Source organism: Clostridium sp. AF19-22AC, from assembly GCF_003479085.1.
Taxonomy (GTDB): domain Bacteria; phylum Bacillota; class Clostridia; order Lachnospirales; family Lachnospiraceae; genus Faecalicatena_A; species Faecalicatena_A orotica.
In genome coordinates this window covers 24,250-44,700 of sequence record NZ_QUGN01000008.1, presented here as the reverse complement: position 1 = coordinate 44,700, position 20,451 = coordinate 24,250, and the positions used below count along the sequence as shown (strand labels likewise).

The following is a 20,451-nucleotide window of genomic DNA, read 5'->3' as shown; positions in this document are numbered from 1 at the left end:
TATTATACTCTCCTATTTATATCTTTTCAAAAAGCTGAAAAGCTCTTCCATTTCTTCTCTTGTGCCTATCGTGATACGCAGGTATTGTTCTATCCTCCTGCTGCCCCAGTATCTGACATAGATATTTTCTTTCTTCAGGGCTTCAAACAGCTCTTTCGCATCATATTCGGGGTGGGTCGCAAAGATAAAGTTCGCTTTTGCATCCGGGAATGCAAATCCCAGTTCTTTGAGTTCTTTCTTGGCCCACTCCCTTGTCTCAATAATTCTGCCCACTGTCTCTTCAAAATATGCCTTATCCTTCACGGCTTCCACACCATAGACAAGCGACGGCTGGTTCATGGTGTAAGAATTGAATGAATATTTCACATCATTCAGGTATTTGATCAATTCCGGCGCACCAATCGCATAGCCGATGCGCATCCCGGCCATAGACCTTGCCTTGGAAAATGTCTGTACGACCAGAAGGTTCTTGTATTTGTCCAGAAGCTCCAGTGCAGACCTGCCCGCAAAATCAATATATGCCTCATCTACAATGACAATGACATCCTGATTGCGGCTGACGATATCCTCCACAAAATCTAGTTCCTCATAAATCGCTGTAGGTGCATTCGGGTTCGGGAAAATGATCCCCCCGTTCTCCCTGTAATAATCCTCTCTCCTGATGCGAAATCCCTCATCTACTTCAGGGCATACATAAGGAATCCTGTATAATTCCGCCCAGACCTTGTAGAAAGAGTATGTAATATCCGGAAACAGGACCGGTTTATCTGAGTTAAAGAAGGTCAGGAAGCACATAGACAGTACGTCGTCAGAACCTACTCCGACAAACACCTGGTCTTCTCCTACTCCATAGTACTCAGAGAGTGCATTCACGAGAGAAGAGGCAGTCGGGTCGGGATACAGCCTAAAGCGGTCCACATCCATATTCCTTACTGCTTCAACGACTCCGGGCGCCGGTGGATACGGGTTTTCATTGGTATTTAATTTGATGACTCTGTTCTGCGGCTGTTCTCCGGGAACATATGGCTCGACTTTGCGGATATTTTCTAAAATCTTTGGGTTTAATTCCATTTTCTGACTCCTATTTATACTCCGCTGCCAGTTCTGCAAACTTCGGCAGAGAGTTTACAATCGTTTCGTAAGATACACAGTATGCAAGCCGCACATATCCAGGGCACGCAAAGGAGCTTCCCGGTACAATCAGAATATTGTATTTTTTCGCTGCCGCACAGAATTCCTTTTCGTCAGCTACCGGTGATTTTACGAATAAGTAAAAAGCGCCTTCCGGTTTGATGCATTCAAATCCAAGGTCTTTCAGGCCATTGTAAAGTGTCTCACGGTTTCTGTTATAATAAGAAATATCAGTCTTCTCTCCCAGACACTTCTTTACGACCTTCTGCTGAAGGGTCGGGGCATTTACAAAACCAAGAATCCTGGTTGCTACATTTGCTGCGCTGATAAGCTTCTCACTGTCAGCGGCCTCATCCGGGATAACAAGGTATCCGATCCGTTCTCCCGGGAGGGAAAGTGACTTGCTGTAAGAATAGCCAACTATCGTATTCGCATAATATTTCGTCAGATACGGAACCTCCACGCCGTCATAAGCCAGTTCTCTGTAAGGCTCATCAGAGATCAGATAGATTTCTGTGCCAAACTCCTTCTGCTTTGCTTCCATAATGGCTGCCATCCTTTTGATTGTTTCCTCAGAATAGACAACACCTGTCGGATTGTTCGGTGTATTCACAATAACTGCCTTTGTTTTCGCTGTGATCTTTTCTTCGAACTCCTCCAGCTTTGGCTGGAATGTCCCGGTATTTGGGGAAATCTCCACAAGCACTCCGTCATAATTGTTTGTGTAGCTTCTGTATTCGCCGAAATATGGTGCAAAAGCGATCACTTCGTCCCCGGGATTCAGCAGTGATTTCAGAATCACATTCAGCCCGCCTGCCGCACCGACTGTCATCGTAATATTTTTGGAACCAAAATTCGTTCCAAATTTTTCGTTTACAGAATCTGCAACAGCCTGCCTCACATCCTCATACCCTGCATTGCTGTTTGTATATCCGTGTAGTACAACCGGGTTCTCTTCATCAAGAAGTTCTCTGATTGCAGTCTTCACAGCCTCAGGTGCCGGTACGTTCGGATTGCCGAGACTAAAATCGTATACATTCTCTGCACCATAAATCCCTGCCAGACGGTTGCCTTCTTCGAACATTGCACGGATTGCTGAACTGTTTGCGACCATATTTTCCATTTTTTTTGAAATCATTGCTTTCTCTCCGTTTCTTAATTTATTTTGCTTTTACTGTTTCCTTGTTACAATGCCTTTTTCCACCATAAACGCCGGTTTATAAGACAGCTTTGCCTTTCTCAGGCCTTCTGACCCGGCATCGTCTTCCCGGTTCACATACTTGTAGTCCATACACTCATGCAGCACAAACTGCTGGTTAATCATCGTATAAGCGCCGTCGATCTCAGGAAATGCCTTCTCAATGTGTACGACAAAGGTATCGTCACAGATCGGTTCACCGATTGCAAATGCGGCAATTTTTCCGTCTATCCTGATAATGCCCCCCGTCTGCCCTAATTCCTTATATAATCTGATGGAATTAAGCGTCACGCACATCTCTGCATTTTTATCGGGATCATCATTACATCCGTTCTGATTTCTCCATTTCAATGCCATCTGGAAACATTCTTCCTGATTTTCATCTGTCAGCTTTTCATAGCTCCAGTTTGGGTAGATTGACTTAAACTTATTGATATGGTTCCTCTTACTATGCAGCTTCTTGCCTGCCAGCGTCGCCAGCTTCTCAGATTCGTAGACATAGTCAGCCACATCCCGCACGTATTCGACCTGATATTCACCGGGATACCAGGATTCCAGCTGTGCGAAGTTCTCTTCGGTCACATTATATAGTTTTAACGGATATCCCTTCTCCTGGCTATATTTATCAAGGAATTCTAGCGCATTCTTAACACACTCAGGCTCCCCTGCCGGATAAGCAAAAGCGAGTCCAGCCTCGTCATCCTGAAAAATCAATGCATCCTCTACAACTGCGTACTTCACATGGTAATGCCGGGACCAGAGATATACATTATCAAATGTTCTCTCGCAGCTCCTGCTTGGCGCTTTTGCAAAATAAGAATCTATGATCTCCTTATCTTCCAGCTCCGGCCTCTTAAATATTATATCTTCCATTCCTGTCCTTCTCTTTCTGAATGTTAGTTTTTCTGAATCAGATACGTCTCTGCATATCGATTATTATCTTATCTTTTTTCAAGATAAAAATTACATACTTTGATAGTATAACACATTTTCTCTTTATCTGACAATATCCCTGCCGGTCTGAAGTAATTATTCTCCCGTAAAAAGTGCTATTTTACGCTGACGCTCCCGGCATCATCTGATACAGACCCGCATAGATCCCTTTCTTTTCAATCAGTTCTTCATGTGTTCCTTCTTCCGCAATCCCGGTTTCCGTCATCACGAGGATCCGCTGTGCATTGCGGATTGTTGAAAGCCTGTGGGCAATTACGAACGTAGTCCTGTTTTCCGCCAGATTTTCCATTGACTGCTGGACCACCTTCTCACTCTCGTTATCCAGTGCAGAAGTTGCCTCGTCAAAAATCAATACTTCCGGGTTCTTCAGGAATACGCGCGCGATCGACAGCCGCTGTTTCTGTCCGCCCGAAAGCTTCACGCCACGCTGTCCGATATCTGTATCATACCCCTCCGGGAAACTTATGATAAATTCATGTGCATTGGCATTCTTAGCGGCCCGGACTACCTCTTCATCTGTCGCATCCGGCCTGCCATAGCGGATATTATCCATAATACTTCCCGCAAACAGATACACATCCTGCTGTACAATTCCGATATGATTCCTCAGTTCCTCCAGTTTGATATGCCTGATATCCGTCCCATCCAGATAGATTCCACCTTCCTTCACCTCATAGAACCTTGGTATCAGGCTGCAGAGCGTCGTCTTTCCAACACCAGAGGGGCCGACCAGCGCAATATAGTCCCCTGCTGCCACTTTCAGGTTCAGGTTATCGAGAACCCTATCCGCTTCATTTTCATAATAAAATGAAACGCCTTTGAACTCGATCTCCCCCTTCACCTCATCGAGTGACACTGCGTCCGGCTCGTCTGCGATATCCGGTGCAATAGAAAGTACTTCCAGAAATCTTTCAAATCCTGAATACCCGTTCTGGAACTGCTCTGTAAATGTTACCAGTTTCTTCACAGGTTCAGTGAAGTTATTGATATAGAGAAGAAACGTGATCAAATCGGTCACGGCGATGCTCTTCGTGAGCATCATCCCGACTCCCGAGAGCAGTACGATTACCGTAATCAGGGTGCTCATTGCACCAAGGCCGGAGTTATAGATCCCCATATATTTATAACTCGTCTTTTTTGCCGCTACAAAGTTATCATTCCCTACTTTGAACTTTTTCATCTCTACATTTTCATTCGCGAAAGATTTTACAACCCGGATTCCGGAAAGGCTGTCTTCGATCTGGCTGTTAATATCTGCAATTTTCTCACGATTACGTTTGAACGCCTTCTTCATCTTACCGTTATAATAGAAAGCATATACGGCCATAACCGGGATAAATGCGAATGCGATCAGGGCCAGTTTTACGTTTACGGTCAGTAAAATGATAAATGAACCGACAATTTTAATGATAGAAATAACAAGATCTTCCGGTCCGTGATGCAGAAGTTCGCTGATATCAAACAGATCACTTGTAATTCTGGACAGCAGGTGCCCCACCTTCTGATTGTCGTAGAAAGCAAATGTCAGCTTCTGATAATGACCGAAAATATCGCTCCGCATATTTGCTTCCATCTTCGCACCCATAATATGTCCGAAATAGGCGATATAGAAGTTGCAGAAGACTTCCAGCAGGACGAGGCCGATCATCACTGCACCGAGTACAAAAATCGCGTATTTTGCCTCGGCAGCATCAAAATATATGACTTCATTCGTAATATACCTGACAAGCAGGGGAATCACAAGCGTGACGGCCGCCCCCAGGACAGCGAAAAACATGTCACTGTAAAATAACCCCATATAGGGCTTATAATAAGCAAATAATTTTTTTAGTTTCTCTTTCATCTTCATTCCCTCTCTGACTGTTCACAATTTATGAATACCATATTACTCCAGTTGAAGGGCGTTTGTAAACCTCTCTTTCTTTTTATTGACTTTTTTAACTTGTCACGTTATCCTTTCTTTAAAGAAGACGAAAAAAGGCAATACTTTATCGAATAAGGAGGTATGTATTATGGCACTGGCACAGCAGCGGGCTTATACTATTGATGATATCTATTCCCTGCCAGATGGGCAGAGAGCAGAGTTAATTGATGGCAAACTATATATGATGTCACCGCCCAACAGACAGCATCAGAAACTTGTTTCTGAATTAAATTATCAAATTCGCGACTATATCAAACGCAGGGAAGGCTGCTGTGAGGTATATCCCGCCCCATTTGCAGTCTTTCTCAATAAAGACGATAAAAATTACGTGGAGCCTGACATCTCCGTTATATGTGACAAAAGCAAGCTCACAGACAGTGGATGCAGCGGCGCTCCGGACTGGGTGATTGAAATAACCTCCCCTTCCAATCCGCAGATGGATTATGGTGTAAAGCTGTTTAAGTACCGCACTGCCGGGGTACGTGAATACTGGATTGTAGATCCTCAGAAGCATACGGTAATGGTATATGATTTCGAGAAAGAGAAAGAATCCAACCTATATACTTTTGATGAAGATATCAGCGTCTGCATTTATGATGACCTCGTTATTAAAATGGCGCAATTAGTTTAACTTACCAATAGCTTTTATCCTGTAATTAGAGTCTTTTTAGCAAGTTAATAACATTGGAGGTATTCATATGACAGACAGCGAAAAATTAGATTTATTACTTGAAAAAGTTGGAGATCTTGAAAAAGGAATGAAAGATCTGAAACATCAACAGATGAAAGATACAGCAGAATTAAAAGCTGTGGACGAAATCATATCAGATGTATTAAGACAATCCTGATCTACTGTAAAATATATAAGAAACATCGTAAAATCAAGGGTTAACAGTTATCGCCCTTGATTTTTCTATACTTCATAAACTCCTCCCCAAATTAAACAATTCTTAATAAAATAATACGTGAATTTTAAAATGGACCTGTAAAAATAAGAATAACCAATAAAAGATGAAACAGAGGGAGGAGATACCATGACGATTCTGATTTCAACACTTTACCCGCTTTTATGTATGATGCTGCCGTGTATTTTTTATATATTCCTGCAAAAGAGAAAACCCGGCGTCTGCCTGAGCGGGCCCCATTTTATCTGGGTTCTGATTTTCTTACTGTACCTGTATATGGTTCTGGAGGCAACCGGCATCGGCACTATCTGGGATATTGGGAAATATGACGGCATCATCTCCGTTGACAAAATCAACCTGATTCCGTTCACTGATATAACGGGCTTTTCCCAGTCCCTGAATATCATCATGTTCATGCCGCTTGGATTCCTGCTTCCGTTCATCTGGAAAGAATTCCGCTCCCCGCTCAAAGTACTTCTGGCAGGAGCAGGATATTCCTTCGGTATCGAATTCTGCCAGCTGTTCAACAACCGTGTGACAGATATAGATGATCTTATCATGAATACGCTCGGAGCCGTCGCCGGGTATGTCATCTGGATTATCTTCGTATGTTTGTTCCACCCTAAAGGCGGGAAAAGAGAAATTTCACTCTCCGGCAAAGAGGCTGCAGTCTATCTCGTACTCAGCATGGCCGGTGAATTTTTCCTCTTTAACTGGCGCTGGATGGTGCGGACGTTCTTCATGTAATTCCGGCAGTGGTAACGAACTTTTATAATCCGCAGTATGAAGTCTCATCCTCGATATGCTCCAGACTATAACAAAAAGAAGCCTGCAGGGATGCCGTCTGATTCTCTGGAATCAATCTGTATCCCTGTGTGCTTCTTTTTTCTATTCTTTATTCATTATTCATATTTGCAAGTTTTGCACTCTGGTCTGCCGCAATCAGGCTGTCAATAATCTCATCCAGATCTCCGTTTAATACTGTATCCAGCTTATGGAGTGTCAGCTTAATTCTATGGTCAGTGACCCTTCCCTGCGGGAAGTTGTAAGTCCTGATCTTTTCAGATCTGTCGCCGGTACCAATCTGGCTTCTTCTTGCCTCCGCCTCTGATGCCTGCTGCTTCTCCATCTCCAGGTCATACAGCTTGGAACGGAGCAGTCTGAACGCTTTTTCCTTGTTCTGGAGCTGTGACTTCTCTGTCTGGCTGTAGATAACAATTCCGGTCGGATAATGCGTCAGACGTACGGCAGAGTCTGTCGTATTGACGCACTGTCCGCCGTTTCCGGATGCACGCATAACATCAATACGGATATCTTTGTCCTCAATCACAACATCGACATCCTCCGCCTCAGGCATAATCGCAACCGTGATCGTTGATGTATGGATTCTTCCACCGCTTTCCGTTTCCGGCACACGCTGTACACGGTGTACACCGCTCTCATATTTTAAACGGGAATACGCTCCCTGTCCTGTGATCATGAATACACATTCCTTGAATCCGCCGATCCCATTCTCGTTCAGAGAGATCATCTCTATCTTCCAGCGGCGTCCTTCCGCATAATGGACATACATACGGTAAATCTCTGCCGCGAATAAAGCCGCCTCGTCTCCGCCGGCACCCGCACGGATCTCCACCATAACGTTCTTGTCATCGTTCGGGTCTTTTGGAAGAAGCAGGATCTTCAGTTCCTGTTCCAATTCTTCTACACGTGCTTTTGACTCATTTAATTCTTCCTTCGCCATCTCACGCATCTCGTCATCGGACTCCTCGTCCAGCATGATGAGGCTGTCCTCTATGTTTTGTTTACACTGCTTGTATTCTCTATATGCTTCCACGATCGGACCCAGATCACTCTGTTCCTTCATCAGTCTGCGAAAACGTTCCGGGTCATTCGCCACGTCCGGCTCCTGTAATTCCCCCATCACTTCCTCGTAACGGATCAGCAAATCTTCTAATCTGTCAAACATTTTTCTCTATCCTTTCTCACTTAACACTACTTTACCTATCATACACGCCAATCACTGCACGGTCAAGACCTGCAAGGTCCTTTTTTACCATAATATCTCTGAATCCGGCATCCCTCATCAGGGTACTGACCGCATCAGCCTGGTCAAAACCGATTTCAAATACAAGGTGTCCTCCATCACTCAGGTAACCACCCGCCCCTGAGATAATCTTCCTGTAAAAGTAAAGGCCGTCCTCTTTTCCATCCAATGCAATCCACGGGTCATGGCCCTGGACTTCATCCTGAAGCTTACTGATCTCATCTGTACGGATATAAGGCGGGTTCGATACAATCAGCTCAAACCTTCCTTCTACCTCATCGAATAAATCGCTGTGTATGAACTCTGCTTCTATATTAAGTAATTCTTCATTTATCCGTGCAGTTTCCAGTGCCTCTTCCGAAATATCCGCGCCGGTTCCAGCCATCTTTAGATTCCCGCACTTTTTATCCTTTCCGGCATGATACAGCACGCTAAGAAGAATGCATCCGGAACCCGTGCACATATCCAGCACCCTGAAATCCTGTTTCTTACTGTCGTCCGCTTTACCTGCCGGATATTCTGCCTCAGAACGGCTTTCCATGATTTTCAGTGCTTCTTCCACTACAAGTTCTGTATCCTGTCTCGGGATTAAAACATGCTCGTTTACCCAGAAGGTAAGCCCCATGAATTCCTGTTCCCCCGTCAGGTGCTGCAACGGGATATGTGCCGCCCTCCTGCTGATAAAATCCGAATACTGATCCGCCTGTTCTTCCGAAAGTTCCTTGTCCGGCATGGCATAATACATGGCCCGGCTCACCCCGGTCACATGTTCCAGCAGATACCATGCATCCAGACGGGCATCCGGTATTTGTGCCTGCACCAGCAGTTTTTCCCCCTGCTGATATGCTTCCTGCATCGTCATAACTCTCTACCGAAGTTCTCGGCCTCATATGCCTTCCAGTCGAACACTGCTTCCACCGCACAGATTGCCACTTCAATCATGCTGTCGTCAGGTTCTTTTGTCGTCAGATTCTGTACCCAGAGTCCCGGCCTGCTCAGCAGGTTGACGATCACATTATCACTGTTTCCCGCCAGCTTGATAATCTCATAAGATACCCCTGCAATCAGCGGGAAAAGGGCGATACGCAGAAGCACCCTCATAATCTGGGATTCCGCGGTAATAAAGAAACAGAATATGATACTTACAATCATGACAAAGAACAAGAAACTTGTCCCACAGCGTTTATGCTGCTTGGAACTTGCCCGGACATTCTCTACATTCAGAGTCAGTCCGTGTTCGATGCAGTTAATACACTTGTGTTCCGCCCCGTGATACATAAAGGTTCTCTGGATATCCTCCATTCTCGACACAAGCAGAATGTATGCCAGAAATATTCCCACACGGATCACACCTTCCAGAATCGTAATTACCGCCCTTGATTCTATATGTTTTCTCAGAATGTTGCTGAGGAAGTAAGGGAGTACCATAAAAATCCCCACCGCCAGAACGACAGAAAAGGCAACGGTCAGGTTCATGATCATCTTATCCCTTTTCTCCCGCTTTGCTAAGGCCTCTTCCGTAAGAACTTCCGGAGTCCCCTCTTCATCTTCAAAAAAGCTGGCAGAAAACATCAGTGTCTTCATCCCCAGTACCATCGAATCAATAAAATTGAAAATCCCCCTGATAAAAGGAACCTTTGTCACCGATTTCCAGGGAATGACACTCTTATATTCGTCTACACTTACTTCAATCTCTTTGTCAGGCTTCCTGACTGCTACAGCATACTTATCCCAGTTCTTCATCATGATGCCTTCCAGCACCGCCTGACCGCCTATATTAGATGACTTCATCTATCCTCCTGTCTGTAGGACCGTAAAAAGGGTCAGTTCCTTCTCTTTGAAGTTGCTGACCTTTTGATGATCTTCTACAATGCTATAATTTAACAACAGGCTGAGATTTTCACCTCAGCCTGCAATAAATCATTCCTATTTCATACCATATTTCTTATTGAACTTGTCTACACGTCCGCGAGCCTGGTTAGCTTTCTGCTGGCCTGTGTAGAATGGATGGCATTTGGAGCAGATTTCTACGTGGATATCTTTGTTTGTAGAACCTGTTACGAATGTGTTCCCACAGTTGCAAGTTACTGTTGCCTGATGGTACTCTGGATGGATTCCTTCTCTCATGATTTTCACCTCTCTATTTCAAAATATAGTTATTATAATCTCTAAACAGCTTTGTTATTGTATCATAAGATTTTTTGTTTTGCAAGTGATTTCTCTGAATAATCTGTGAAACGGCTTATTTTTTTGAACCAGACCTGCCGGGCAACATAAAATAGAAGTAATACAGTAGTTGTGTAATGTTATTTTGTCATGTTATACTGCTCTTACTAAGTTTAATTACAAAGGAGTACTTCTAATGGAAATTACAGCATCCACATTTTTTATTGTCTGTCCCTTTCTGTTCCTTGCCGGAATGGTAGATGCCATCGGCGGAGGCGGCGGACTTATCTCACTTCCTGCCTATCTGATTGCAGGGCTGCCCCCTCACACGGCAGTTGCCACGAACAAGATGTCTTCCACTTGCGGAACCGCACTTGCAACTTACCGCTTTATCAAAAACGGACTGGTAAATTTTAAGCTCGCTGTCCCGTCTGTCATTGCCGCGATCATTGGTTCTTCCATCGGCGCCCATATCTCCATGATCGTGCCGGAAAAAATCATGCTGTATGTTCTGGTCGGGATTCTGCCTGTATCTGCATTCCTTGTACTGAACAAAAAACTGTTCCATGACAAGGGAAGTGATACGGTTACCCTCGATAAAAGAACCTACCTCACCGCCACGATCGCCGCCCTGATCATCGGTATGTACGACGGCTTTTACGGTCCGGGAACCGGAACCTTTCTGATCATCGCATTCACCGTATTTGCAAAGCTGAGCATTAAGACATCCAACGGGCAGGCAAAGGTCATTAATTTAACGACAAATATTACATCCTTAGTCATATTCCTTATAAACGGGCAGGTTCTGATCCCTGTCGGAATCGCCGCCGCTTTATGCAACATGGCCGGCGGTTATCTGGGAGCCGGGATGGTTATGAAGAACGGGGCAAAGATTGTAAAACCGAGTATCCTGCTCGTCCTTTTCCTTCTGCTCTTAAAAGTACTGAATGTATATTAAGGTACATCAGATTTATATAAATTTCTTCTTAATTACCGTCTGTACAAGATCTGCGTTGTTCTTTGTCTGGGCGAACATATTTAGAAGATTGTCCACAGCCTCATCTGCTTTCATACCATTCATTGCCCTGCGGATAATGTAAACAGCATCCTGCTCTTCTCTTGTCAGCAGAAGGTCTTCTCTTCTTGTTCCTGACTTCGGAATATCAATTGCAGGGAATACTCTCTTCTCCTGCAGTTTCCTGTCCAGAACAAGTTCCATGTTGCCGGTACCTTTGAACTCCTCGTATACGACATCATCCATCTTACTTCCCGTCTCAACAAGTGCGGTTGCAAGAATGGTCAGGCTTCCGCCCTCTCTCATATTTCTCGCCGCACCAAAGAAACGCTTCGGCATATGCAGCGCCGCCGGGTCGAGACCGCCGGAAAGTGTTCTTCCTGACGGTGGAACGGTCAGGTTGTATGCACGTGCAAGCCTCGTGATACTGTCCAGAAGGATCATGACATCCTTGCCGTGCTCAACAAGGCGTTTTGCACGCTCGATCACCATCTCAGACACTCTTTTGTGATGCTCCGGAAGTTCATCAAACGTAGAATAAATAACCTCTACATTCGGTCCCCCGATTGCTTCTTTAATATCGGTAACTTCCTCCGGACGCTCATCGATCAGGAGGATCAGAAGATGCATGTTCGGCTCTCTCTTCTGTACAGATAGTGCCGCCTCTTTTAACAAGGTTGTCTTACCTGCCTTCGGAGGAGACACAATCATACCACGCTGTCCCTTTCCGATTGGTGAAAGCAGGTCTACGATTCTCATTGCAGTAGAGCATCCCGGTGTCTCCAGACGCAGGCGCTGGTTCGGGAAAATCGGAGTCAGGTCTTCGAAATTGGTGCGCTTCATCGCTTCTGCCGGCCTCAGTCCGTTAATTGTTGAAACATACAAAAGAGCACTGAACTTTTCAGACTGTGTCTTGATTCTTTTGTTTCCCGTAATAATATCTCCTGTTTTCAAATTAAATCTGCGGATCTGGGAAGGTGAAACATATACGTCCTTCTCCCCCGGCAGATAATTCTCACAGCGGATAAACCCATATCCGTCAGGCAGTACCTCCAGAATACCATTCGCTGTTTCCCCGCTGTCCAGCTGCTCGATATCAGTAGTCTCCTTCTTATCTTTTAATTCTTCTTTAATTTCTTCCTTCGCTTCTGCCTTTGCCTCCTCCATTTCTTCTTTCTTGTCCTGTGAAAGCATAGCCTCTATCAGATCACTTTTTTTCATCGTGGAAACGCCTTTCATTTTTCTGGCCTTTGCAAGCTCCTTAAGTGTAGCAAGAGGCAGAGATTCATACTTTTCTCTCGTCATAAATTCAACTATTCCTTTCTTTAAAATTAATGTTATTAAGTTCATGTATTCATTTTATAAAAAATGTCGCGGGAACCTTAGTCTGAAGTGACTTGTCCGAATTCAGGGATGTATGCCATACCTGTCTCCATAGATGTATTAAATCTGTACCTATTATACATCATCTTTCGTAAAAAGGAAAGTTTTTTTTGCAAAACTATCACAAACCATTTTGTTTCCTGCTTGCGTTGCATTTCCAAGAGTGATATGATAATGAACAGATATAACAATAAGAAGAACATTATAAAACAGCGAGGTAACAAAATGACAAACAGTGAAAAAGCATTGCAGATGCATGAACAATGGAACGGAAAAATCGAGACCACAGCAAAAGCCCATGTGAATTCAAGGGAAGACCTTGCTATCGCTTATACCCCGGGTGTTGCAGAACCGTGTAAGGTCATTGCTAAAGATCCGGATGCGGCGTATAAATATACAATCAAAGCGAATACGATCGCGGTCGTATCTGACGGGAGCGCGGTCCTTGGGCTCGGTAACATCGGTGCACGTGCGGCGATGCCCGTTATGGAAGGGAAGGCCGTCCTGTTCAAAAAATTTGGCGGTGTCAATGCCGTGCCGATCTGTCTGGACACCCAGGATACAGAAGAGATCATTAAAACAATTGTAAATATAGCCCCTGCCTTCGGCGGGATCAATCTGGAAGATATTTCGGCACCGCGCTGTTTCGAGATTGAGGAGCGCCTGAAGGAACTTCTGGATATTCCTGTTTTCCACGATGACCAGCATGGTACGGCCATTGTTGTACTGGCTGGTGTAATCAATGCCCTGAAAGTGACGGGAAAGGCAAAAGAAAGCTGTAAAGTCGTGGTTAACGGCGCGGGTTCTGCAGGGGTGGCCATCACGAAGCTGCTTCTCACATACGGTTTTCAGAATGTTACAATGTGTGACATCAATGGCATCATCAGCAAGGCTTCCCCTAATCTGAACTGGATGCAGAAAAAGATGACTGAAGTCACAAACCTTGAAGGAAATACAGGCACACTGGCAGACGCCCTGAAAGGTGCTGATATTTTTGTAGGTGTCTCGGCTCCTAACATCGTCACAAAAGAGATGGTCGCTTCCATGAACCAAGATGCCATCCTCTTTGCTATGGCGAATCCTGTTCCGGAGATCATGCCTGACCTTGCGAAAGAAGCGGGAGCAAAAGTAGTCGGAACAGGGCGTTCTGATTTCCCGAACCAGGTCAATAATGTCGTTGCATTCCCGGGGATCTTCAAAGGGGCTCTGGAAGGACGTGCAGCACAGATCACAGAAGAAATGAAGCTGGCGACCGCAAAGGCGATTGCAGGTCTTGTACCTGACGAAGAATTGAATGAAAATAATATTCTTCCGGAAGCATTCGATCCGCGTGTGGCTGATGCAGTAAGCAAAGCAGTAAAGGAATTGATATAGATGAACCGCTGGGGGGAAAAGCGCTACCACTCTCTGGATTATGATTTAAAGCAGATTTACCACGAAAAAGTTTATAAGATTACACTGAACGGGGGCATGACATGCCCGAACCGTGACGGGACCGTCGGAACGGGCGGCTGCATCTTCTGTAGTGCCAGTGGTTCCGGTGATTTTGCCGGTCCTAAAACGCTGTCCATCTCGGAACAGATTGCACGCGGCAAGCAGGAACTGAACGGAAAAAGGCCGGTCCACTCTTATATTGCTTATTTTCAGGCATTTACTAATACCTATGCTCCGTTAAGCCGTCTGGAACAAATCTTTACAGAAGCTGTTCAGGACGACGATGTAAAGATTCTTTCCATTGCAACAAGGCCCGACTGTCTCGGTGATGACGTATTGGAACTATTGGGACGGTTAAACCGGATAAAGCCTGTCTGGATCGAGCTTGGCCTGCAGACAATACACACAGATACCGCTAAGTTCATCCGCAGGGGATATGAACTGCCTGTTTTTGAAAAAGCAGTGAAGGATCTGAGGGCACTTGGAATTACCGTCATAGTCCATACAATCCTCTTCCTTCCCGGAGAGACGAAAGAAATGATGATGGAAACACTTGATTATCTGAATCATATGGATATTCAGGGAATAAAGCTCCAGCTTCTGCATATTTTAAAAGATACAGACCTTGCAGAAGTATATGAGGCGCATCCCTTCCCGGTTCCGGATATGGACGAATATATCCGTTTCCTGGGGACCTGTATCTCACACCTGAATCCGCAGATCACGATCCACCGCCTGACAGGCGACGGACCGGGCAGCCTTCTGACCGCCCCTCTGTGGACAAGCAATAAAAGAACTGTGCTGAATACACTGCACCGCTATTTAAAGGAGCAGGATATCTGGCAGGGAAAGGAGTATTATGGCTGAATCATTCACACTCTATAAACTAATTGTATTGTACATGCTCGAGAAAGTAGACTTTCCGCTGACGACCTCACAAATCTCAGAATTTATACTGGACAAAGGCTACACAACGTACTTTAAGCTTCAGGAGACCTTGTCAGAAATGATGGAGTCAGGATTACTCAGGGTTGAGACGACCCACAACAGGACATTATATCACCTGACCGAGAACGGGGAAGAAACCATTCAATTTTTCAAAAACAAAATCTCCCCTGCAATCCAGAAAGATATTGATGAATTTCTTAAGGAAAAGCAGTATGACCTGAAAGAAGAAGTTGCCATAAAGTCTGATTACTATCTGAATACAAGGCATGAATACGATGTGCAGTGCCAGATTGTAGAAAATGGTTTCAGCCTCATCGACCTGAAACTTACCGTTCCTACAGAGGTCGAGGCCGAAACCATCGCAAATAACTGGACCGGACAATGCCAGGATATCTATGCATTAATCCTGTCTAAGCTTCTCTAAATGTTCTTTGATTGTTTTTTCATAACCCATGACGCCCGGTTCGTAGAATCTGGCGTCTTTTATTTCATCTGGGAGATACTGCTGGTCAACATAGTGGTTCGGATAATCATGGGCATATTTATAGCCGATGCCATGCCCCAGCTTCTGTGATCCCTTATAATGCGCGTCCTGAAGATGTGACGGGACAGTCGTCTTCTGGTTCTTTACACTCTCCATTGCGGAAAAAATAGCATTCGTGGCTGAGTTGCTCTTCGGAGCGGATGCCACATAAGTGACTGCCTGGGACAGAATGATCTGGGATTCCGGCATCCCGATCCGTTCCACCGCCTGAGCCGCGGACACTGCAACCGTCAATGCCATCGGATCGGCATTGCCCACATCCTCGGAGGCACAGATCATGATCCTTCTGGCAATGAACTTAATATCTTCGCCCGCATAGAGCATCTTCGCCAGATAATAAACGGCCGCATCCGGGTCTGACCCGCGCATACTCTTAATGAACGCAGAAATGGTATCGTAATGGTTATCTCCTGTCTTATCATACCGCACTACCCTCTTCTGGATACACTCGGAAGCCACATCCAGCGTAATATGTATTTTCCCATCCGCACTTCGATCCGTCGTGAGGATTCCGAGCTCGACAGCATTCAAGGCATTTCTCGCATCCCCGCCGGAAACGTCAGCGAGAAAATCCAGCGCATCATCGTCGATCTCAGCCGAAAAACTCCCCATCCCCTTCTTCTCATCATAGACCGCCCGTTTTATCAGAGTCTTCACCTCGTCTTTGCTCAGTGACCGCAGTTCAAACACACTGGAACGTGATATCAGGGCCCCGTTCACTTCAAAATAAGGATTCTCTGTGGTGGCGCCAATCAGCGTGATCGTGCCGTCCTCCACGTAAGGCAGAAGGTAATCCTGCTGTCCCTTATTGAAACGGTGAATCTCATCGACAAACAGAATCGTCTTCTTCTGGTACATCCCCAGAAGCTCCTTCGCTCCTTTCACCACTTCCTCCATGTCCTTCTTCCCTGCAATCGTCGCATTGATCTGCTTGAATTCAGAACTCGTCGTATTGGCAATCACCTTCGCCAGTGTCGTCTTACCCGTCCCCGGCGGGCCGTAAAAAATCAGGGAGCCAAGCTTGTCAGCCTTAATTGCCCGGTACAGCAGCTTGTCCTTTCCGATAATGTGCTGCTGTCCCACCACCTCATCCAGAGTCGTAGGACGCATCCTTGACGCAAGAGGCGACTCCTTCTCCTGCTTTGTTTCTCTCATATAGTCAAATAAATCCATGATGACAACTTCCTTTCCATAGAATTATACATTGCTTTTCATATAGTCTACTTTAAAAATAGAGCCTGATACTTATATTATTCCAAAAGGACGGAAAATTCAATACCTCTTTATGCCATTCATTCTTTGATGTTGGATAATTAGTAGTTATCCGATATTCAAAGCAAAAGAGGAAAAGATGGCAAAATTATCGGAATTCAAAAAATATTATGCAAAAGCAATACAAGAGGGTTATGCTGCTATATTTGCAGGAGCGGGTCTTTCACGTCCATCAGGTTTTGTTGATTGGAAGGATTTATTACGTGATTTAGCAGAAGAAATTCAGTTAGATGTAGATAAAGAAACCGATTTAATAGAAGTTGCACAATATTATTGTAACGAAAAAAGAGGAAGAAATGAAATAAATGATAAAATATTAAATAGGTTTATTACTGAATCACAAGAAAATATCAGTATACAAGTACTGACAGAAATGCCAATTCGCACTTATTGGACAACGAATTATGACCATTTATTGGAAGATACACTCAAAAAGAGTGGTAAACGAATTGATATTAAAATGACACCGCAAAACCTTGCAACAACTTTAGCGGAAAATGATGCAATTGTATATAAAATGCATGGGGATTATTTGGATCCCTCATCATGTGTTATTACAAAAGATGATTATGAATTGTATAACGAAAAGCGTCAATTGTTTACAACGGCTTTACAAGGTGACTTAGTTTCTAAAACTTTTTTGTTTATTGGATTTAGCTTTGAAGATCCAAATTTGAAATATATACTTACAAGAATACGAAATTTATTGGATGAGAACAGGCGTACACACTATTTTCTATTGGAAAAATTAGATAAAGAAAAATATAAAGACAATCTTGAAGCGTTTTATTATGACCTAAACAAACAGACTCTAAAGATCCATGATTTGAGACGGTATGGTATAGAGGCTGTTTTGATAGATAGTTATGATGATATCCCTTCTATATTAATGAATATCCAGAAGGAGGTGAAGTGTAACAATATTTTTATTTCTGGTGCGGCACATGAGTATGGTTCTGAATGGAACACCACAGCACCTTTATTTATAAAAAATCTAGTTAGAGAATTATACTATCATCATTATAAAATAATAACAGGCCATGCAAGAGGCGTTGGGAGTTATGTCATAAGTTCAGTGCTAGAAGAATGCCAATCAAATGTATCAAAATTGGAAAAACATCTTATAATAAAGGCGTTCCCATATGAAGATAAAGAAAGAAGTGACTATTCACAATTAATTACAGAATATCGAGAAGGTATATTTGAACACGCTGGAATTGCCATATTTATGTTTGGAAACAAAATTACTGAGAATGGTCTAATTCTAAGTAACGGTGTATATGAGGAGTACTGCATTGCTAAAAAATCAAATGCGTATATTATTCCTGTTGGTTCTACCGGCTATGTAGCAAGACAGATATGGAACGAAGTATCAAGTGAATTGGAAAAATTTCCATATCTGAAAGCTGAAGCAAGTATACTGCGAGACTGCACGGATGCAGAAGAAGTAATTCATTCCATTTTGCGTATTTTAATTCGAATCCAGAAGGATTTTTAATTCTTTTGCCGCAATGGTAACTGATTTCAGTATGGCAATATACATATTATAAGTTAATTTGTATTGGGCATTAAAACAAATGTTTCTCAAAAGATTGCAAAAACGAAAAGAAGTCTCTAAATCAAAATTGGGGGTCTGATTTTGGCTCATGGAAATATATATTCCATGTAAGAGTCCCCCAATATTACTAAATTCAATGATTGCAGTCCGAAAATCTGTTGAATAGTATTCTTTGTCATTGATTAAAATCATAATGGTTTCTTTGCAAGGAAAGGAGAAATTTTTAATATGATTAAAAATATTTTCAATTGATTCTGTTATCTTATCGTTATAGTATCTACCTACTATTCTACATATTGTATCTACGCATACGTGAATATCAAATTTATCATTGGATATTTCTTCGAAAGCGCGCCCTTCCAACCATGAAAACTGTTTATATACTGTCTCTTTTTCAATACCTATGTATATAGGAATTATTAGGTTTTTATGTTCTGTGAGTTCACGTTGATAGAATAAATTTAATTCCTTTAATGTCCATGCACGTGATAAATAAAAGGAATCAATAATAGCAATACAGTATTCAGAACTGTAAATAGCTTCTTTTATGTCCTGATAAATATATCCTCCAGATGCAATTTCTTTTCGATCAATCCATACGTCAAATCCCAAATTTAGTAATATTTGCACAATAGGAATGGCGATATTTTCTTTTGTTTCTTTGCTATGTGAGATAAAATAATTAATATTCATAACTTACTCCATTTGACATCAAGAGTAATTGATAACTACTAATTATCCAACATCTTGACAATAATAATCCTCCTGCTACCATCCCCAAAATAAATTAATAAAAAAGGTGATAGCCCCCCTTGTACTTATCTCGAGAAAACTGTTCACCACGGGATAATAATACCATACTTTCCCATTTTCGACAACCTAAAACTCCACATTTTTCCTATCTGCATAAACTTTTTAATTTTTCTATACCACAAAAAGACCGCCCTCTTAAGCCAGCCTAATCCCTTGTATTTTATACATTTTATCTATGCAGCACTTATGATTTTCATTTGATTCCGGGGATGCATGCTCCGCAATATCTCCGCCTGTCGTCTCGCCGCCACATGAATATATATCTGTGTTGTTTTTATTGAACTGTGACCAAGTATCTGCTGCACACAGCTGATGTCAACACCTTCTTCAATCAAATATGTGGCAAATGAATGCCGGAACATGTGAGGTGTGATGTTTCTGTCTATTCCGGCCTGTTTGGTGTGCTTTTTCAGCATCAGTCTGACAGACTGCTCTGTAAATCGTTCTCCCCGCTGATTTATAAAGAAGTATCCGCTCTTTCTGATTTCACTCTTATTTTCGTCAGAGTACTCTCTTAACAACCTTATCACGGAAGGCTCTCCGATCTGAATATATCGCTCTTTTCCGCCTTTCCCCATGAATCTGATTGTTCCCGAACCCAGATCGACACAGTCTGCCCTAATATTTGATATCTCGTAAACCCTTGCGCCTGTAGCAAAAAACATTTCTATCACGGCCAGATCACGCAGCCAGTATTTATTGCCTTTTTCGCGTTCCTCCCGAAGATGTGAATGCATATAATTCAATAGCCGCTCTATCTCATCTCTCGGAATAATTCTGGGCAAAATGATATTTTCTTTGAATTTAACCTTAATGTTCCTAAATGGATTTTCTTTTATGATTTCCTCCTCTTCCAGATAATTGTAAAAAGCCTTTACGCTTGCCAGTTTTCGTTTTACTGTTTTCTGCTTGTACTTTTTATGCAGATCTGTTATATAAAGCTCCAACTGGTCTTTGCTCGGTTCTTTCTGGTCCATAAAAGTCAAATATTGCCTTAAATCAATCCTATATGCCTTTAACGTTTTACCGTCAAGCTGTTTTCTAAATTCACAATACTCCAGATAAGATTTTACTCTTTGTTGTATCTCCATTCTTTCATCCTCCAGCATTAAAAATATACCATACAGTGTAGCATACATTTCGTAACTAAACAGTTGTA

Annotated in this window: 20 protein-coding genes; 8 read left to right on the top strand and 12 right to left on the bottom strand. The window is 43.2% G+C overall.

All coding sequences use genetic code 11. The features are described 5' to 3' along the window. Nucleotides 1–12 precede the first annotated feature (12 nt). From hisC to DWX43_RS10895, 4 genes are all read right to left on the bottom strand, one after another. Nucleotides 13–1,071: a histidinol-phosphate transaminase gene (gene hisC / locus DWX43_RS10910; RefSeq protein WP_118620302.1), complete on the bottom strand. Its 1,059-nt coding sequence runs from the start codon at nt 1,069–1,071 to the stop codon at nt 13–15. A gap of 10 nt (nt 1,072–1,081) precedes the next feature. Further along, entirely contained in the window at nt 1,082–2,269 is a 1,188-nt protein-coding gene (locus DWX43_RS10905) for a pyridoxal phosphate-dependent aminotransferase (RefSeq protein ID WP_109733150.1), read from the bottom strand. Between the two features lie 33 nt (nt 2,270–2,302). Then, nucleotides 2,303–3,202, bottom strand: a complete 900-nt coding sequence (locus DWX43_RS10900; protein WP_118620301.1) for a phosphatidylglycerol lysyltransferase domain-containing protein — start codon at nt 3,200–3,202, stop codon at nt 2,303–2,305. A 181-nt stretch (nt 3,203–3,383) separates the two neighbouring features. Beyond that, the gene (locus DWX43_RS10895; RefSeq protein WP_118620300.1) at nt 3,384–5,126 is read right to left on the bottom strand and encodes an ABC transporter ATP-binding protein; all 1,743 of its coding nucleotides are present in this window, start codon (nt 5,124–5,126) and stop codon (nt 3,384–3,386) included. Nucleotides 5,127–5,292: 166 nt separating this feature from the next. Between DWX43_RS10895 and DWX43_RS10890 the strand changes: the two genes are divergently transcribed. The 3 genes from DWX43_RS10890 (at nt 5,293) to DWX43_RS10885 (ending at nt 6,859) form a co-directional block, all read left to right on the top strand. Next, a complete protein-coding gene (locus DWX43_RS10890; protein ID WP_347559301.1) occupies nt 5,293–5,838 on the top strand; it encodes a Uma2 family endonuclease in 546 nt (181 codons plus the stop codon). 67 nt (nt 5,839–5,905) lie between these two features. After that, entirely contained in the window at nt 5,906–6,055 is a 150-nt protein-coding gene (locus tag DWX43_RS26940; protein WP_182440668.1) for a hypothetical protein, read from the top strand. A gap of 186 nt (nt 6,056–6,241) precedes the next feature. Beyond that, a complete protein-coding gene (locus DWX43_RS10885; RefSeq protein WP_109733146.1) occupies nt 6,242–6,859 on the top strand; it encodes a VanZ family protein in 618 nt (205 codons plus the stop codon). A gap of 148 nt (nt 6,860–7,007) precedes the next feature. Here the strand turns inward: DWX43_RS10885 and prfA are convergent, their stop codons facing one another. The 4 genes from prfA to rpmE all read right to left on the bottom strand — a co-directional run bounded on the left by prfA (nt 7,008) and on the right by rpmE (nt 10,286). After that, nucleotides 7,008–8,081: a peptide chain release factor 1 gene (prfA, locus tag DWX43_RS10880; protein ID WP_109733145.1), complete on the bottom strand. Its 1,074-nt coding sequence runs from the start codon at nt 8,079–8,081 to the stop codon at nt 7,008–7,010. 31 nt (nt 8,082–8,112) lie between these two features. Further along, nucleotides 8,113–9,015, bottom strand: a complete 903-nt coding sequence (gene prmC, locus DWX43_RS10875) for a peptide chain release factor N(5)-glutamine methyltransferase (protein ID WP_330582241.1) — start codon at nt 9,013–9,015, stop codon at nt 8,113–8,115. Between the two features lie 2 nt (nt 9,016–9,017). Continuing rightward, nucleotides 9,018–9,950, bottom strand: a complete 933-nt coding sequence (locus tag DWX43_RS10870; RefSeq protein ID WP_118620297.1) for a DUF1385 domain-containing protein — start codon at nt 9,948–9,950, stop codon at nt 9,018–9,020. Nucleotides 9,951–10,085: 135 nt separating this feature from the next. Next, nucleotides 10,086–10,286: a 50S ribosomal protein L31 gene (gene rpmE / locus DWX43_RS10865; protein WP_109733142.1), complete on the bottom strand. Its 201-nt coding sequence runs from the start codon at nt 10,284–10,286 to the stop codon at nt 10,086–10,088. Between the two features lie 235 nt (nt 10,287–10,521). On the opposite strand from rpmE, the gene DWX43_RS10860 reads away from it, so the two are divergent. Then, complete coding sequence (locus DWX43_RS10860) at nt 10,522–11,283, top strand: TSUP family transporter (RefSeq protein ID WP_109733141.1); 762 nt, start codon at nt 10,522–10,524, stop codon at nt 11,281–11,283. 12 nt (nt 11,284–11,295) lie between these two features. On the opposite strand, the gene rho is transcribed toward DWX43_RS10860, so the two are convergent. Then, complete coding sequence (rho, locus tag DWX43_RS10855) at nt 11,296–12,645, bottom strand: transcription termination factor Rho (protein ID WP_109733140.1); 1,350 nt, start codon at nt 12,643–12,645, stop codon at nt 11,296–11,298. Nucleotides 12,646–12,948: 303 nt separating this feature from the next. On the opposite strand from rho, the gene DWX43_RS10850 reads away from it, so the two are divergent. Genes DWX43_RS10850 through DWX43_RS10840 form a run of 3 tightly spaced genes read left to right on the top strand, consistent with a single transcriptional unit; the run spans nt 12,949 to nt 15,529 of the window. Next, entirely contained in the window at nt 12,949–14,097 is a 1,149-nt protein-coding gene (locus tag DWX43_RS10850; protein WP_118620388.1) for a malic enzyme-like NAD(P)-binding protein, read from the top strand. Further along, the gene (locus tag DWX43_RS10845; RefSeq protein WP_118620296.1) at nt 14,098–15,024 is read left to right on the top strand and encodes a TIGR01212 family radical SAM protein; all 927 of its coding nucleotides are present in this window, start codon (nt 14,098–14,100) and stop codon (nt 15,022–15,024) included. Next, the gene (locus DWX43_RS10840; protein WP_118620295.1) at nt 15,017–15,529 is read left to right on the top strand and encodes a DUF4364 family protein; all 513 of its coding nucleotides are present in this window, start codon (nt 15,017–15,019) and stop codon (nt 15,527–15,529) included. Before DWX43_RS10845 ends, DWX43_RS10840 begins: the two co-directional genes overlap by 8 nt. On the opposite strand, the gene DWX43_RS10835 is transcribed toward DWX43_RS10840, so the two are convergent. Beyond that, nucleotides 15,506–16,822: a replication-associated recombination protein A gene (locus DWX43_RS10835; protein ID WP_118620294.1), complete on the bottom strand. Its 1,317-nt coding sequence runs from the start codon at nt 16,820–16,822 to the stop codon at nt 15,506–15,508. The two genes, DWX43_RS10840 and DWX43_RS10835, sit on opposite strands and share 24 nt — an antisense overlap. A 178-nt stretch (nt 16,823–17,000) precedes the next feature. Between DWX43_RS10835 and DWX43_RS10830 the strand changes: the two genes are divergently transcribed. Next, the gene (locus DWX43_RS10830) at nt 17,001–18,419 is read left to right on the top strand and encodes an SIR2 family protein (protein ID WP_118620293.1); all 1,419 of its coding nucleotides are present in this window, start codon (nt 17,001–17,003) and stop codon (nt 18,417–18,419) included. Here the strand turns inward: DWX43_RS10830 and DWX43_RS10825 are convergent. Further along, the gene (locus DWX43_RS10825; protein ID WP_118620292.1) at nt 18,393–19,172 is read right to left on the bottom strand and encodes a toll/interleukin-1 receptor domain-containing protein; all 780 of its coding nucleotides are present in this window, start codon (nt 19,170–19,172) and stop codon (nt 18,393–18,395) included. The two genes, DWX43_RS10830 and DWX43_RS10825, sit on opposite strands and share 27 nt — an antisense overlap. 293 nt (nt 19,173–19,465) lie before the next feature. Further along, nucleotides 19,466–20,383 carry a tyrosine-type recombinase/integrase gene (locus tag DWX43_RS10820; RefSeq protein WP_118620291.1) on the bottom strand — a complete coding sequence of 306 codons (918 nt, stop codon included), beginning with the start codon at nt 20,381–20,383 and terminating at the stop codon, nt 19,466–19,468. Nucleotides 20,384–20,451: the final 68 nt, after the last annotated feature.